The organism is Sphingobacterium faecium, from assembly GCF_003054045.1.
GTDB lineage: Bacteria > Bacteroidota > Bacteroidia > Sphingobacteriales > Sphingobacteriaceae > Sphingobacterium > Sphingobacterium faecium.
The window spans coordinates 126,332-140,585 of sequence record NZ_QBKH01000003.1 but is presented as its reverse complement, the minus strand read 5'-3'; the positions used below and the strand labels follow the sequence as shown (position 1 = coordinate 140,585).

Genomic DNA, 14,254 nt, shown 5'->3' with positions numbered 1-14,254 from the left:
ATTAACGAATAGGATTATGCACGGTCACCAACTTGGTACCGTCAGGAAAAGTCGCCTCGATCTGTATATCGTGAATCATCTCAGGCACACCCTGCATCACATCTTCACGGGTCAACAAAGTCGCCCCATACTGCATCAGTTCCGCAACGGATCGACCATCACGTGCACCTTCCATAAGTTCGCTGCTGATATACGCAATAGACTCTGGATAATTTAATTTGACACCTCTGGCCATACGCTTTTTTGCGAGTTCACCAGCTACATGAAGCAATAGCTTCTCCGTCTCTCTAGGTAATAAATGCATTGAATTACTATTTAATGTTAACTTATATGTAAGAATTATATTGCTATTAGTTGTTCCACAACGTCTTGCTTTAATGTTTATGACAAACAAAAAAACGTGCAGATAGCGCCAGACAGTACATGACAAGCCCTAATCAGCCTCCATGACTCCTAGCAAAAGAAAGGAATTATATTAAAATTAGATGGGTATTTTGATACACTTGAACAATATGTATCGCGGATTGAGGATGACACCTATGTGTTCAGTCGGGAAACTGAAATCCTGTTTTTTGTCATACCTGACTCCCATTGCCGATAGCCAGATAGGAATTATGGTAAAATAAAGCAATTGGTCAACTTCCTTGAGCTCTTGGGCATCGCTACACTCCCATGCTTCAAGCATACCTGAAAATAATGCGATATGATGGCTATTGGGACTGATTTCAGGTAGCTGAATTGAAGTATTAAGTGTTGATAAAAACTCCAGCTGTTTATACTGATCGACATCTAGATGCAATCGCGTATTCGCATTGACAGTAGCCAAAGCGAACAGCATCACAAAAAGTATCCATACATTCCGAAACATTGCTTTCATTTTTAAATTAATTACCAAGACAAAAGTACCAACTAAAACAAGTTTTAAATAGCACAAATCTTGAATAAAATAGTCTATATTACATCTTAAACTACGATTTAGCTCTTTTTCTCATTAAAAAGCATAGCCTAACGAAACCATCACGTTGCGCGGTGCTCCAGGAAATGCACGCGTATAATCAAAGCCACCCAAAAAGTAGTACTTATCAAATACATTATTGACATTAACAGCCATCTTCAATGCACCGATATGGTAATATACCGCAGCATTCATAGTAGTATAAGAAGGCCAGTAACCCCACATCGCATGACCATCACTATCTTTACCAATACTATTATCCATACGACGGCTATCCACATAATACGCCCCTGCACCAAAACCAAGACCTTTCAAAGTATGTTTTGAAAACACATACTTCAGCCATGCACTTGCCCTGTTTTTAGGAGCTCCCGGTAGCGATTGACCAACCTCAGAAGCGATGGATGATGCTTTCACATCGGTGAGATTGTAAGTGTAGTTTGCCATAATCTGAAATTCTTTGGTCAACTGCCCACGAAGATCCAGTTCAATACCCTCAGAAACTGCTTTTCCAGATTGTCGATATTCAGAAAATCCAGAATCCAAAATCACACCAGTAGCGATCATCATATTTTGGCGCTCGATACGGAATAAAGAAAGATCCATCTGCAACTGATCTTTAAAAAAACCAGTTTTAAATCCCGTTTCCAATTGAAAACTACGTTCTGGAACAAAAGGTTTATCTGCACCATAATCCTGATAATTCTGAATAAAACTTGCACCCACCGGTACGAAACCCTGAGAATAGCTCGCAAAATAGTTAACCTGTTTATTGAGTTCGTACGTTAATCCCGCACGTGGTAACCAAGCATTTTGTGTAGCATGGTAACGCTTCTGCCCCTCGATAGTCTCGGAAGCATAGTGCTCATGACGTAATCCTAGGATCACTTTAAGTTTGTCAGCAATCGTCAGTTGATCTTGGATATACTTACCCGTAGTTTTATAAGGACTTAAAAATGGATAAGCTACATGCTCTCGCCAGACGAAAGAAGTTAGATCATGTGTCGTATAAGTTGGATTGTTCAAATCAAAAGTAAGAGGCACCACCTGTCCGTTCACCGTCTTTTGTCTAGCTTCCCGCAACTGATTTTCCTGATCACCGCTATACTCCGCAAAATCAACTCCAGCTACGATATGATGATCTACCACAGCACCATCATGATCCCATTTAAAATATCCGACTACGTTATCCGTGTAATCTTTACCATGACGATCAAAAAAACGCATATTCATGATCGTATTTTTAGGAGCATCAGCAAATGTATTCAACGTCCGGTGTTCATTGACATCCTCTTCATACACTGATTTCATATAGCTCAAGTGCAAGCTTAAATTTTCTGTAATCTTTTGCGACAATCTACCGCTCAGTGAAAATGTCTTCGCGTTATAAAAATCTGAAGGTTGACTTAGTGTAAATGATCGAGGTAAAGCATAAAAATCATTTGCTTTAATTCCCATCCCCCGATCGAGATAACCATTAAATTGGTTATAAACCACATCAACGTCTAGCTGCGTACCAGCTGCTGGTTTAAAAGTAAACGATGGTGCAACCAGAATTCTTTTTTGACGATTGACATCACGGAAAGTTTTCGTATCCTCATAACCCGCATTGAAACGGTACAAAACACGCTTAGCGCTATCCAAAGGTCCTCCCAGATCCAGCGTCGTACGCATCGTCTGAAAACTTCCTGAAGAAAAACCGATATTCCCCTTAAAAGTATCCAACGGTTTTTTTGTGGTCATATTAATCGTACCACCTGGTACTACATCACCAAACAAAGAAGCTCCCGGACCTTTTAATACCTCAAGACTTTCCAAGTTCAGTGTCAATGGCGTATTGTAGTAACTGTTACCATAACCATAACCCGAACGCAGACCATTGACCAAACGTACTCCGGTTTCATATCCACTTTTAAAACCACGGATAACCACATCATCATAAGAAGATGCTTCAGTTACGCCTGCCAAATCTTGAAACAGTGCACCTGTCGTAAAAGCCTGCTTATCTTCGATAAACTCTCGACTTAGAACAGAAACAGATTGCGGTAGATTCTTTAATTTACCAGAAAACTTACCCCCCAATTCCAGATCATTGGTGAGATAAGATTTATTACGTCTCCCAGTAATCAACACCTCATCCAAAGTTCTATTATCTTTAATCAAGACAAGAGATAGTCCTTTTTTTGCATTCCAGTTGCTCGCTGAAAGCGTTATTTTTTGATCGATATAACCAATTGCTGAAGCATGGATAACCATTGGGAAAATGATCGCTTCAGGAAAAGTAAATTCACCCGATATATTGGAAGTTGTTGCCTGCTTTGAACTGCTTATCGTCAATGTTACACCAGAGACAAGAGCTCCTGACTCATCATATGTTTTGCCAAATAGCTGTGTACTATTCTGCGCATGCACAGCCATTGGAAAAAGAGCAGCTACAGCCATTGCAAAAGCAAAGGTCTTTATCGTATATTTCATTGGGATATAATTATCTATTATTTGTTCAATATGAGGCTATACATCACTGTTAAGCCCTTTTGGGCTGAGATCAAAAACTAATTTCAGCCCTTATTTTTACGTATTTTGCAGTTATGAACCCTCGGCTCTGACCGATATCATGATTTGCGTGCTCAGAGGCATCAATAAAAACTTATAGCGGAATGCTTGCTGTTCTTACAACAATTTCATCCACTACCGCAACCATTTCCATTTCATCTACCATCAGCTCCATATGTATAGTAAGAAATCCAGATTCATCACGATACTCCATCAGCTGGAAACCCTGCCGCAACCAAAATTCATAGGCGCCATCCAAAAATGGATGCGTATGTAAATAAAGCCTTTCGATCTGTTTTTCCTTAGCTACTGTTAGCAATCTCTGAAACAGCTCAGTACCCAATCCTGTCCTTCGGTATTTTGGATCCACAAATAAACGGGCTACTTCGACCGTATTCTTCGCATCAATATCCAAATGTGGAAACCGGTAATCGTAATGGAGCATACCGATCACCCCGATTAATATGCCATCCGCGGTTCTTGCCTGCAGAAAAGCACCGGCAGTGCTCTGTAAGTAAAGATCTTCGAAAGCCTTTAGGTCTTTTGGAATCTGATTCGGATCCAACATCGGAAATAGTTTTCTTCTGAAATCCAGGACGTAAGGCAGCACTTCTGCCACATCTTCCGGTTCAACATGATATATCGAAATATTTTTCATTATTGATGTTCATTAAGCATTGGAGTAAACATCCATTTCCCTTGATTTTCTAAACTCAACAAAGGCAATTCATATGTTTCTTCCAACAAATTTTTCACTTCTTCGCGCTCCAGACCATTAATATCAAGCACACTTTGATCACGCATGAGGTAAAATTGGTCACCGAACATAAAAGCCAGATTAGGGTCGTGCATAACACATAAAACTGTTGTACCCTCCTGAACCAGCTCTTTCGCTGTTCGTAAAACAGCCATTTGGTAGTTGAGGTCCAAGTGATTGGTAGGTTCATCCAGCATCAGCACGTCAGGTTGCTGCACTAATACACGACATAGTAAGATCAACTGCCTTTCTCCACCCGACAGTTCGGTATACGGTTTATCCTTAAGATGTTCCAGATCAAACTTTTTTAAGATTGCATGTACCGCTTCATGATCTGCTTTACTTGGTGAGAACCTTGAAAAAGAGGCCCTTCCAGTCAAAACCACATCAAACACTGGATAGGGAAAAGTCATCTGATGAAATTGATTGAGGAAGCCCAAACGTAACTCACTACTGTTACCGACTTTGATCTTCTTACGTTCCACATCACCTATAAATATCTGACCATCGTAACGTTTTTCTAAGCCCGCGATCACATTAAACAACGTTGATTTCCCACTGCCATTACGACCCAGAATGATCGACAGTTTTCCTTTCGGAAAAGACACATTCACATCACGCAATACGACATCATTGCCATAGGAGAAAGATAATTCTTGTGTAGAAATCGTAGGTATCATGAGTTCCAGTTCATCGCGTTTCGACGCATCAAGTAAATAAATAAGGGCGCTCCCACAATCATAGTAAACACACCGATCGGAATTTCAAAAGGCATGACAGCACGAGAAAAATCATCGATCAAGAGTAGAAAACTGCCACCGATGCTGATATTTGCCCACACTGAAATATTGTTATTAGGTCCAAATATCATTCGGCTAATATGCGGAATAATCAACCCAAACAGACTGATCACCCCTACCGCTGCTACAGCAGATGCTGTTATCATCGTCGCCACTCCAATTAGGATCAGTTTAATGATTCTAGGATTGACACCTATGGCTAAAGCTTCCTGATCGCCTAGAGACAAAAGATTTAACTTCCATCGATAGAGTACGATCACCAATAAACCTACTGAAATCGGTCCGATAGCATTATATACCTTAGACCAAGAAGCCGTATGTAAGTTGCCCATTGTCCACTGGACAATAGCTTGTAATTTATACGGATCACTTAAATACTGCAATAAAGTTAAAAGGGCCGTAAAAACCCCTGAAATCACCATCCCAGACAATACCATCCCTACAATAGAAGTCCTTGCCCCGGAGTAAGAAACCATATAAGTCAGCCCCACTGCACAAACTCCAAAAATAAAAGCAGAGAGATTAACAGACATAATCGGAAACAACATCGCCAGTGCTGCTCCAAAAGCAGATCCCGAAGAGATACCTAACGTAAATGGATCGACAATTGGATTACGAAAAATAGCTTGTAGAACTCCTCCTGACGAAGCCAACGCTGCACCGACCATAAAAGTCAACAGTACCCGGGGCAATCTCACCTGCCATAAGATGGTATTCAAACTTCCATCTGCAAGCAGATGTTGATCTTGTATCAACCCGAATTGCAAACACATCCGCTGGAACAATTCGACCAAACCGACATGTTGTGTAGAACCAATAGTAAGCGACAACACGAAAAGCGTCAGTGGAAATAAGATCAACAGGACGATGATTTTTATATTTTTCATGATTATAGTAAATCCTTTTTACCGTACATGACCTCAAAAGCTTCCTGCATTTCTTTTTTCAATTGCTCTTCCGAATAGCTTGGAAAGCTCCAATGACGCACTTGTTTGGCAAACAATAAAAATTTGACGGTATGTGGATCAAAAGGAAACGATGGTGACATGACAAAAACCTGTTTGTTTTTCACGGCAGGAAGATCTGCTAACTCTTTCAGATCATACACATCCGACAATTTAGAGTTCCACAAGATTATTAAATCCGGATTCCATTTATATATCGTTTCTGCACTGATATTTGGAGCTTCCATCGGTAGAGAACATGCATTTTCAGCTCCAGAAAGACGAATCGCCATATCAATTAAACTTCCTTTTCCAGAAGTAGACATCACACGGCCTTTTGACCAAGCATAATAAACAGACTTCGCATTTTCAATCGATGGAACTTGCATACGATCGAGTTCAGCATCAACATAATCAACAATTTCCTGTGCTCTTTCTTGTTTTCCAACAAGCGTTCCCATACCAAGCAATTCCGCTATTATACTTTTGTCATCTGCCGAAGAGCAGGTAAAAACAGGAATATCAAGATCTTCTAATTGTTGTATATGATCTTGATCGGTATTGAAGGTAATCACCAGATCAGGTTGTAACGCAATAATACCCTCTACATTACTGGACTGCCCACCATAAGTTGGTGTTGGCAATGTTTTGGCGGCAATCCTCGAATCAAGTTTTGATAAAAAGGCATAAGTATCTTCCATTTGATAAACCTGCTGAGGAATACCAACAACCTGATCACCCGCTTGAAGCATATACACCTCATCAAGCAACGAAGGAAATAAAACCACAACCCGTTTGGCAACATCCTTCAACTTGATCACTTTCCCACGACTATCGGTAGCGCTAATGGATTTCGACAGATCATTTTTAGGACCATGACTACACGCACTAAAAGTGACTATAGATAACAAGGCTATTAAGCAAAATAATTTACAGCTCATTTTCATTTCTTGATTTTTTCATCAACCACTTTACTAAATTTTCTGACAGTAATATCCCATCTTCCAACTGTACCTGAGATTGAAATTTTGCCAGCAGCTGTTCATATAACCGACCATCATAAGGGACACAGTACATGCCCCTATCAGTATCCATAAACACTGGTAAATGCCTATTTCCCAAATAATAACAAAAGTCTGCTGCCTGCACTGCATTGACGGGAGTAAAACAAATGGTCAATGTCGGTTTAATCGCAATGGTAGCGATCAATTTTCCTTCATGAAACAGACCATCTCCAAAACACCATTCCCTACCTTTTTCCAGTTCCATGACTATAGTTTGTCCAGTCGTTGTCGCTCTGGTCAATCTTTTTTTATTCACTTCAAACCATTCCAGCTGAAGTATCGCGACCGTATCCTGAACAAGCTCTCCCTGTGGCAGCACAGCATCAATATATACGGACCCTGCTTGCATAGCTCTTATTTTACTTCCGCTTGAAGTCTTGATTCTTTTTTCTGTTTCACTTTTTCCTTCAACCAGTCGCACCACTCATCAATACCCTCATTCTTCAATGTACTGATAGTAATCACTTCAATATTCGGATTTACTTCACGGGCATCTTTAGTTACAGCATCTACTGAAAAAGGCACATACGGCAATAAATCAGATTTTGATACCAACATCAATTCACTCGTTAAAAACATACGTGGATATTTTTTGGGTTTATCATCACCCTCAGTGGTGGCCAATAATGTAACACGATAATCCTCACCTAAATCAAAAGCCGAAGGACAAAGTAAATTGCCGACGTTCTCGATAAATAATAGATCAGTACCTGTGATATCAATATGATCAAGTGCCTGCAGGATCATCTGTGCTTCGATATGGCACATACCACCAGTCACGATCTGCAACGCGTTGATTCCAACTTCACGCATTCTGATCGCATCGCGCTCCGTTTCTGGATCACCTACCAATACCGAAATATTGAGATCATTGGCAAGTAGTTTTCCAGTTTCTTGCATCAAAGTTGTTTTACCTGAACCCGGAGAAGAACAAACATTGATGACACAAACGTCTTTTAAACGCTCACGGATAGCATTTGCAACATAATCGTTGGCTTTTAATAAATGTAATGTGGTGTTATCACATTGTACCGAACCGACTCGGTTTCCAGCACTTTTTGGACTAGAGGTGTTAGTAGACATAATTTCTTATTTTTCTTGTTTAAAAATTACTTTTGAAATATACAATTCGTTTCCCTGAACGATTGTAGACGAAGAACGGCCGCAAGGACATACAAAACGGTGATAGTGAACCGGAAAGTTTTGTTGACAGACGTCGCAGTAAGCTACGATATCGTTAACGACCACTTCCAGCTCCATCTCTGCGTAACCTCTATTCTCAGCAATAAAGGCATCAAATGCATTTTGGATCAGAACAGGCTGTACATTTGACAGCAGACCTGCGGTTACTTGAATCTGTTGAACATCTTCCACTCTAGCACCATAATGGCCCTCCAGTGTATCGAAGATATCCTTTACAATACTAAGCTCGTGCATAATAGTGTTTAATCTTAGATAATATAGAATTGAGTTTTGCGTGTAGCAATTCAGGTTTTTTGACGCTATTCCATATAGCATGTACGTCAGGATAGCAGGTTAAAAAGGTATCTTTATCTGCTCAAAAAGGAGGAATTTACGGGATTGGACCGGCAGATCAGCTTGTGATGAATAGGTATCCAGATAAGCTGTCTGATCGGGATATAACAAGCGAACAGTTAAATCGTATACGGCAAATAATTTGTCCAGTTTTAAATCCCTGTCAAGATCTAAATCGATATCCCAGATATACATTTCTTGAAAAAGAGAATTTTTCTTGTCAGATAGCTGGTCGTCTGTATGATCGATCAACTGATCCGCAGGATCAAATCTCCTTTGGAAGGAGCTAGAACTAGCACGATTCCGTACTGGAGCATGAGTGGTTGATCCCAAAGATTGCAAAGGAAAAAACCATACTGACAGCACAAAAATAACTAGTCTCAACATCATAAGTAACTATTCTAAAAACTCATTGTTTTTAATCCAACAAATTTACAGTAAAAAAAAGCAAGTAAAATAGCACAAATCTTGAATTTTGTTTCACGAAATAGGATAATTTCTTTTTTTTCTTTTATGAGATTGCAGATCCCAAGCTATTTTATACCGTTATCCACTAAGCATAGCTACAGCTATTCGTAACACAACGCAAGAAGCTGAATTATTATTTAGATTTAAAGGCAAACGCCCCCTCCTTTTAGTAAAAGGAGGGGGCGTTTGAAAAATAAACTTCGAATTATTTATTTTTTACTAAAGGTAGACTGCACTTCAAAATCTTGATATTTACCCCGTAGAATCATCTTTTTTGTTGTCAGTGTATAAACATCAAATACTTCCTGTTGACGACCATTTTCTGCTATTGTGATTTCTTGACGATCCGAAGAAAATTTGTACTTACCCGAAACTGGGACTTTTATCCAAACGGGTTCAATTTCGTCAAAATCGATTTCGACTGTAATACCTGTGAAGGTACCGTCAGCTTTAAACGAATATTCGATTCCATCGGTATAAGGAACTTTTTTCATTGTATTTAACTCTTGCATCTCTTGCAGAACCCAACGTCCAACAATACTTTCAGATCCATCTATGGAAGCTTCATCTTTTGAACAAGATGCAACAAACACCGTTACAAAAAGAACAATAATTGTTACTATTTTTTTCATATATACTATAGGGGTTAATTTAATTTTATATTGATCAAAAAATCCATTTCCTTTCACAAAAATTAATATTTCATTCAAAATCTTCGCAAAACTAAATAAAGCACGGAAATATCCAAGTTTTAACTCAAAAATTGTGGCTTTCAAGCCACCCTCTAAAAGCAATATCTCAATCTACCCTCATAATATGAATTACCGACCGTTTAACAAACTCACAATGGACGGAAGATCTTTGCACTTTTATTTACAATATGCCATTGCTACATCCTATTCGATCGATCTGATCTCAATATATAAACATTCCATTTTATAAAATCGACTTATAAAGACCGACTGATATCCACGACATTGAAAATCTGATCGACATCATCGAGTGTAATGGTAAAGTCTGGATATTTGACTTTGTCGGCATTCAGGGAATGCAGGGTAAGGATGCCTTTCTCTACATCATGGTGGCTGATTTCTTTAATAATGACCCCTTCGTAACGATGTACAATAACCCAATAACGATATTTATGGGTATGGAATTTGGATTGCCACAATTCCCTTTTAATCAAACGTCCGGTAACGATATCGCCATCCAAGACACTTGCATCTGTACCGTCAGTCATACTATCACCACTAACCTCAAAAGAACGGTATATACCCCGGTGGAACTCATTGACCGTGATAAAATGTGCCGGCAGCTCATCCATATATTCAGAGTCGGCAAAACCAGATAAGTAACCCGCTTTTGCTTTTTCTGTCACCAATTTGGTCTGCATCAAATAGCGTCCAGGAGAAACTTCAAAAAAGATATTGTTTTTATTTTCATCCATGAATTTCACTTCATCAGAAAAATAACCGATGGATTTTCCGTTTCCTACATTGACCATAGAAACGGCATCCGACTGAACAAAGGATTCGCGCTTTTCACGGTTTCCACGATTGTGCAGCAACCAATCATAATTGACCTGCGGAAATGCATTTTCAATACGTGTTTTCATGGTTAGACCTATGGGATATTCGCCTTTCTTGATGCGCGAATACACCTGTTCCCGCACACCTAAAATAGCCGCAAATTCGCGATTGGTCACTTTCATTTCCAAACGTAATACCTCAAAATTATTATTTAGGTAAGTTTCCATGATTTTCATAGCATTTAATCAATTGTTACACAAAAACATAACAACCTGACGCTAAGTTACACAATCTAGTTAACCTAAACAAATAATAATCAATAAAAAACAATCAAAATACTGATTATAAGCATATTAAATATAAACAAAAAAGTTTAATATTATTTATATCAAACCTATATATGCATAAAATAAATTAAAAAAATCTTTGAAGTTTAACTTTTCTGTTTAACTTTGTTTAACCCAATAATTACATTGAACGATAAAAACAGTATACAGCACAAAAAATAAATAGATGAAAAGAATCCATACCATCCTTGCATGAAAGCAGCGTCAAAAAATATGTTCATCCTATTACGGGGATTAGTTGAACAGCCAAAGCGATCAGCATACGTACCATAACCAGAGCTTTGTAGCCCATTAAATGAGTTATAAAACTATTAACAATTGAAAACATGAACACACTATATCATTCTTTTATTATGAACTTTCTCACAGAAAATCACCCAGAGTTATTGAAAACAATCAATACCATGTATGAACCTGATCTATCCAAAATCCATGCAGTAATAGACTGCTATTGCGCATTTGTTGGAATCAATCCTGAACAGATCAAAGGTGAATTCATCAACTATAAAGACATCCAACATCGGTATAAAGCCATTTCGGTGGTACTTAGAGTCTTTCAGCCGGAAAAATTGGTATCGTTGAAAACTAAAGTAAAAAGTACGATCTACAAGGAAACTATCCCATATCTGAATATCAGTAACGATACTTTACAAAAATCCATTATCTGTGCCTGCAATCAATACGACATGTATAGTGATTTCAAAAAAGAAATTAAACAGATCGCAAATTATTACCTCATACATACCCGGTTTAACAGTAAATAGGGTCCTTAGGTTATGGTTGGAAAACATCAGGTTCTTTTAATCTGAAACGGAAGACGATAACACACATTATATACAACTAAAAATGAGTTTATCTCCAAAATTATATCAAGGATATGGAGCAAGTGAAAATCCTAGAAGTCCAAAACTCCTGGTCCATGAACACAAAAAAAGACCATCTTAACAAAAGATAAGTGGTCTTTTTTTGCACCCTGCATGATCTATCTGATCTTTTTCTTGATCCAACACAGACAAATGAAAATTAGTATAAAAAGACTGATGTAAAACCAGAATATCATACTGGATTCGGGTTTACTTACAAGGCTGGAAGCTTTCTTTTCGAAAGTGACTTTTTGTTTTGTTTCCAGCGCTGTCTGTTTCTTTTCATGTTGTTCCACTTTTGTAGTTTTAGTCATCGACTGCACTACATTGGATTTCTCTCGGCTTTTCTGATTGACTTTCCCCCTAGCCATGAGGACGGTGCCATCTTTCTCAATCCTAACATCTTCTCCTTCTAATTGCATCACAGTCTCTCCATCGAGCCATACAAAAGATTGCAAATCTGTTTCCGTTGTCACCACTATTTCTTTCTCCTTTTTTAAATCAAGCTCCATTGCGCTTATGTTTTCATTTATTTCCGACTGCTTGATTTTTGTGTTTTTTTTAAATAAACCGCAGCCATTAACCAAAAGTATGACTGCGACCACGCCTACTATTATCTTCATTTTTAATTTTCTTTAATTCAATTTGTAATTCATTAAAAAGTTTCATCAGGTCATCATATTCTGCTTGTAGCTTCGCTAATGTTTTTGCACAAGCTATATGCTCATCATTTGCAATGCGCAAAGCATCGTTTAAATCTTCAATAACAGCGCGTAGCTGTTCGATATTTTTCTCCAGGCGATCTGCATAGCCTGCCCATTTATCAATCACCTTTCCTGCATTTTCGACATTGGTGGCTTCCACCTCTGCTTGCTGCTTTGGACGCCCAACGAAATAACCAATTATTCCGGTGATCACAGGCGTACCAAATCGTTCCACTAATTCCAACAGTTCCATCATGCTTAACTAAAATATAATTTTGCTTCTGCCGCTCTTCGTCTTACCAAACCAGGTAAAACCCGCCCTCCGGCTTTGTCCCATTTCATAAACTCATCTGCAATACGCTTATCATCGGGATCTTGATTGATCCGCTTCAGTAAAGTTGATTTACTCAAGTTTGTCGCACCCAAATTGTAGGTGAAAGATACAAGTGCATCAAATTGCTGCTGCCGTAAAGATCTCTGCACCAACCTCAAAACATCATTTTCATAATGAGTTAGGATATCGGCTAACATCCGATCACCTGCTGTTCTTGTGAGTGGAATATCATCCATAGCGACCCGACGTCTACTGGGAAGATAATAGGTAAATCCATAACCTATAGTGGCTATCCCAACAGGATCGAGATAAGGTTTGCTGTACCAGCCCTCGAAATCCTTTATCAGTTGTAATCCTTTTTGTCCTATCTTCATAATCATTTCTTTTTGTCAAAAAAAGCCCTCCCTAACGGAGAGCTTGTCTGTAATTAATATTCATCTAATCCAGCGCCTAGACTACACGAAAGCGGTAGCATATTTAAGAAGTATAAGGTCTACTCTTAATAACAGCACATCGAACTCGTGTAGCTGCATGGTTCTGAAAGACTTCCAGCAGCCCTTTTACATCTTGGATCGCACCATCAATATCTTCTTCATAGATTACTTTTTTAGCCAAACAATGGGCTACCTCTGAAATTGCTTTTGCTTCAAAACCCAGCTTTGTATATCGGGCTGTAAGGGCTGCTGAAATCTTTTCTTTCATTTTTATTTTATACTAGTTTGGAATATCTTATACAAAAGTAGAGCAGTGATGAGACAAAAAATCAGGATATCTATGCTTTGTAAGCGGTATGTGGGAGATACCGAAAATATGAGGTTGATAAGAATGAATATGTTGTTATAAGACAAAATAAAAGTGAATTGAAATAGTATATCAGTATACGCGTTGTAGACTATCCGCTACAGTAGGAGAAATGATTTAGACACAATATCACGATTATCGATAAATATTAATTAAAATTAATATCTTAGAGGCTTATTGATATTAATAATCCCAGTAATTAATTATTCTCATTATTTGGAATTAAAATATATAAATAAACAGTAAATGAGCTACATATATTACTAAATTATAAATAAATGAAAATGTTTTTCAAATTTGCAGCTGTTTTAACAGTTTCTGCTATGCTAACTTCTTGTTATTCTTACACCAGTGTCGTAGGAAAAGGAGCACAAGGAAATCAACAAGTAACAAAATGGAACCATTATGTAATCGCTGGTTTGGCTCCAGTTGGAGTTTCAGATTCTAAAGCAATGGCTGAAGGTGCTGAAAATTACACCGTACATACTAGACAATCTTTTGTAAATGGTCTATTATCTGCAATCACATTTGGTATCTACACACCAACAGTGACGACTGTTACGAAATAGTAACACTTAAATTTAATTTGAAAGGCTGTC

At 38.3% G+C, this 14,254-nt stretch carries 19 protein-coding genes; 2 read left to right on the top strand and 17 right to left on the bottom strand.

Features of this window, described 5'->3' with window-relative positions; genetic code table 11:
• Position 1: 1 nt before the first annotated feature.
• The 13 genes from ureA to C8N37_RS08650 all read right to left on the bottom strand — a co-directional run bounded on the left by ureA (position 2) and on the right by C8N37_RS08650 (position 10,833).
• Positions 2–304, bottom strand: coding sequence for an urease subunit gamma (gene ureA, locus C8N37_RS08710; RefSeq protein WP_108158564.1), 303 nt, complete (start codon positions 302–304; stop codon positions 2–4).
• A 177-nt stretch (positions 305–481) separates the two neighbouring features.
• The gene (locus C8N37_RS08705) at positions 482–877 is read right to left on the bottom strand and encodes a hypothetical protein (RefSeq protein ID WP_108158563.1); all 396 of its coding nucleotides are present in this window, start codon (positions 875–877) and stop codon (positions 482–484) included.
• A 114-nt stretch (positions 878–991) separates the two neighbouring features.
• A complete protein-coding gene (locus tag C8N37_RS08700; protein ID WP_108158562.1) occupies positions 992–3,430 on the bottom strand; it encodes a TonB-dependent receptor in 2,439 nt (812 codons plus the stop codon).
• 172 nt (positions 3,431–3,602) lie between these two features.
• Positions 3,603–4,166 carry a GNAT family N-acetyltransferase gene (locus tag C8N37_RS08695; RefSeq protein WP_108158561.1) on the bottom strand — a complete coding sequence of 188 codons (564 nt, stop codon included), beginning with the start codon at positions 4,164–4,166 and terminating at the stop codon, positions 3,603–3,605.
• Positions 4,166–4,945 (bottom strand): ABC transporter ATP-binding protein, encoded by a 780-nt coding sequence (locus C8N37_RS08690; RefSeq protein ID WP_108158560.1) that lies wholly within the window; start codon positions 4,943–4,945, stop codon positions 4,166–4,168. The genes C8N37_RS08695 and C8N37_RS08690 overlap by 1 nt, the downstream gene beginning before the upstream one ends.
• Positions 4,942–5,952, bottom strand: coding sequence for a FecCD family ABC transporter permease (locus C8N37_RS08685; protein WP_108158559.1), 1,011 nt, complete (start codon positions 5,950–5,952; stop codon positions 4,942–4,944). Before C8N37_RS08685 ends, C8N37_RS08690 begins: the two co-directional genes overlap by 4 nt.
• Positions 5,953–5,954: 2 nt before the next feature.
• Positions 5,955–6,950 (bottom strand): ABC transporter substrate-binding protein, encoded by a 996-nt coding sequence (locus C8N37_RS08680; protein ID WP_244914376.1) that lies wholly within the window; start codon positions 6,948–6,950, stop codon positions 5,955–5,957.
• Positions 6,940–7,422, bottom strand: coding sequence for an urease accessory protein UreE (locus C8N37_RS08675; protein ID WP_108158557.1), 483 nt, complete (start codon positions 7,420–7,422; stop codon positions 6,940–6,942). Before C8N37_RS08675 ends, C8N37_RS08680 begins: the two co-directional genes overlap by 11 nt.
• Before the next feature lie 5 nt (positions 7,423–7,427).
• Complete coding sequence (hypB, locus tag C8N37_RS08670) at positions 7,428–8,156, bottom strand: hydrogenase nickel incorporation protein HypB (protein WP_108158556.1); 729 nt, start codon at positions 8,154–8,156, stop codon at positions 7,428–7,430.
• Between the two features lie 6 nt (positions 8,157–8,162).
• Positions 8,163–8,510 carry a hydrogenase maturation nickel metallochaperone HypA/HybF gene (locus C8N37_RS08665; RefSeq protein ID WP_108158555.1) on the bottom strand — a complete coding sequence of 116 codons (348 nt, stop codon included), beginning with the start codon at positions 8,508–8,510 and terminating at the stop codon, positions 8,163–8,165.
• A 99-nt stretch (positions 8,511–8,609) separates the two neighbouring features.
• The gene (locus tag C8N37_RS08660; protein WP_146171040.1) at positions 8,610–8,999 is read right to left on the bottom strand and encodes a hypothetical protein; all 390 of its coding nucleotides are present in this window, start codon (positions 8,997–8,999) and stop codon (positions 8,610–8,612) included.
• Positions 9,000–9,286: 287 nt separating this feature from the next.
• Positions 9,287–9,709 carry a lipocalin family protein gene (locus tag C8N37_RS08655; protein WP_146171039.1) on the bottom strand — a complete coding sequence of 141 codons (423 nt, stop codon included), beginning with the start codon at positions 9,707–9,709 and terminating at the stop codon, positions 9,287–9,289.
• A 317-nt stretch (positions 9,710–10,026) separates the two neighbouring features.
• Complete coding sequence (locus C8N37_RS08650; RefSeq protein WP_146171038.1) at positions 10,027–10,833, bottom strand: helix-turn-helix domain-containing protein; 807 nt, start codon at positions 10,831–10,833, stop codon at positions 10,027–10,029.
• 473 nt (positions 10,834–11,306) lie between these two features.
• Here C8N37_RS08650 and C8N37_RS08645 point away from each other — a divergent pair, with 473 nt between their 5' ends.
• Positions 11,307–11,717, top strand: coding sequence for a hypothetical protein (locus C8N37_RS08645; protein ID WP_108158551.1), 411 nt, complete (start codon positions 11,307–11,309; stop codon positions 11,715–11,717).
• Positions 11,718–11,935: 218 nt separating this feature from the next.
• Here C8N37_RS08645 and C8N37_RS08640 read toward each other — a convergent pair whose 3' ends face one another.
• The 4 genes from C8N37_RS08640 to C8N37_RS08625 form a co-directional block, all read right to left on the bottom strand.
• The gene (locus C8N37_RS08640; RefSeq protein WP_108158550.1) at positions 11,936–12,439 is read right to left on the bottom strand and encodes a hypothetical protein; all 504 of its coding nucleotides are present in this window, start codon (positions 12,437–12,439) and stop codon (positions 11,936–11,938) included.
• Positions 12,396–12,776 carry a hypothetical protein gene (locus C8N37_RS08635; protein ID WP_108158549.1) on the bottom strand — a complete coding sequence of 127 codons (381 nt, stop codon included), beginning with the start codon at positions 12,774–12,776 and terminating at the stop codon, positions 12,396–12,398. The genes C8N37_RS08640 and C8N37_RS08635 overlap by 44 nt, the downstream gene beginning before the upstream one ends.
• 2 nt (positions 12,777–12,778) lie before the next feature.
• On the bottom strand, positions 12,779–13,228 hold the full coding sequence (locus C8N37_RS08630) for a lysozyme (protein WP_108158548.1): 450 nt from the start codon (positions 13,226–13,228) through the stop codon (positions 12,779–12,781).
• A gap of 103 nt (positions 13,229–13,331) precedes the next feature.
• Entirely contained in the window at positions 13,332–13,556 is a 225-nt protein-coding gene (locus C8N37_RS08625) for a hypothetical protein (protein WP_108158547.1), read from the bottom strand.
• Between the two features lie 383 nt (positions 13,557–13,939).
• Between C8N37_RS08625 and C8N37_RS08620 the strand changes: the two genes are divergently transcribed.
• Positions 13,940–14,224: a Bor family protein gene (locus tag C8N37_RS08620; protein ID WP_228115864.1), complete on the top strand. Its 285-nt coding sequence runs from the start codon at positions 13,940–13,942 to the stop codon at positions 14,222–14,224.
• Positions 14,225–14,254: the final 30 nt, after the last annotated feature.

Excerpts from the sequence above, each read along its gene's own strand:
- ureA (WP_108158564.1), bottom strand. The coding sequence starts at position 304 with ATGCATTTATTACCTAGAGAGACGGAGAAGCTATTGCTTCATGTAGCT.
- C8N37_RS08705 (WP_108158563.1), bottom strand. The coding sequence starts at position 877 with ATGAAAGCAATGTTTCGGAATGTATGGATACTTTTTGTGATGCTGTTC.
- C8N37_RS08700 (WP_108158562.1), bottom strand. The coding sequence starts at position 3,430 with ATGAAATATACGATAAAGACCTTTGCTTTTGCAATGGCTGTAGCTGCT.
- C8N37_RS08695 (WP_108158561.1), bottom strand. The coding sequence starts at position 4,166 with ATGAAAAATATTTCGATATATCATGTTGAACCGGAAGATGTGGCAGAA.
- C8N37_RS08690 (WP_108158560.1), bottom strand. The coding sequence starts at position 4,945 with ATGATACCTACGATTTCTACACAAGAATTATCTTTCTCCTATGGCAAT.
- C8N37_RS08685 (WP_108158559.1), bottom strand. The coding sequence starts at position 5,952 with ATGAAAAATATAAAAATCATCGTCCTGTTGATCTTATTTCCACTGACG.
- C8N37_RS08680 (WP_244914376.1), bottom strand. The coding sequence starts at position 6,950 with ATGAGCTGTAAATTATTTTGCTTAATAGCCTTGTTATCTATAGTCACT.
- C8N37_RS08675 (WP_108158557.1), bottom strand. The coding sequence starts at position 7,422 with ATGCAAGCAGGGTCCGTATATATTGATGCTGTGCTGCCACAGGGAGAG.
- hypB (WP_108158556.1), bottom strand. The coding sequence starts at position 8,156 with ATGTCTACTAACACCTCTAGTCCAAAAAGTGCTGGAAACCGAGTCGGT.
- C8N37_RS08665 (WP_108158555.1), bottom strand. The coding sequence starts at position 8,510 with ATGCACGAGCTTAGTATTGTAAAGGATATCTTCGATACACTGGAGGGC.
- C8N37_RS08660 (WP_146171040.1), bottom strand. The coding sequence starts at position 8,999 with ATGATGTTGAGACTAGTTATTTTTGTGCTGTCAGTATGGTTTTTTCCT.
- C8N37_RS08655 (WP_146171039.1), bottom strand. The coding sequence starts at position 9,709 with ATGAAAAAAATAGTAACAATTATTGTTCTTTTTGTAACGGTGTTTGTT.
- C8N37_RS08650 (WP_146171038.1), bottom strand. The coding sequence starts at position 10,833 with ATGGAAACTTACCTAAATAATAATTTTGAGGTATTACGTTTGGAAATG.
- C8N37_RS08645 (WP_108158551.1), top strand. The coding sequence starts at position 11,307 with ATGAACTTTCTCACAGAAAATCACCCAGAGTTATTGAAAACAATCAAT.
- C8N37_RS08640 (WP_108158550.1), bottom strand. The coding sequence starts at position 12,439 with ATGAAGATAATAGTAGGCGTGGTCGCAGTCATACTTTTGGTTAATGGC.
- C8N37_RS08635 (WP_108158549.1), bottom strand. The coding sequence starts at position 12,776 with ATGATGGAACTGTTGGAATTAGTGGAACGATTTGGTACGCCTGTGATC.
- C8N37_RS08630 (WP_108158548.1), bottom strand. The coding sequence starts at position 13,228 with ATGAAGATAGGACAAAAAGGATTACAACTGATAAAGGATTTCGAGGGC.
- C8N37_RS08625 (WP_108158547.1), bottom strand. The coding sequence starts at position 13,556 with ATGAAAGAAAAGATTTCAGCAGCCCTTACAGCCCGATATACAAAGCTG.
- C8N37_RS08620 (WP_228115864.1), top strand. The coding sequence starts at position 13,940 with ATGTTTTTCAAATTTGCAGCTGTTTTAACAGTTTCTGCTATGCTAACT.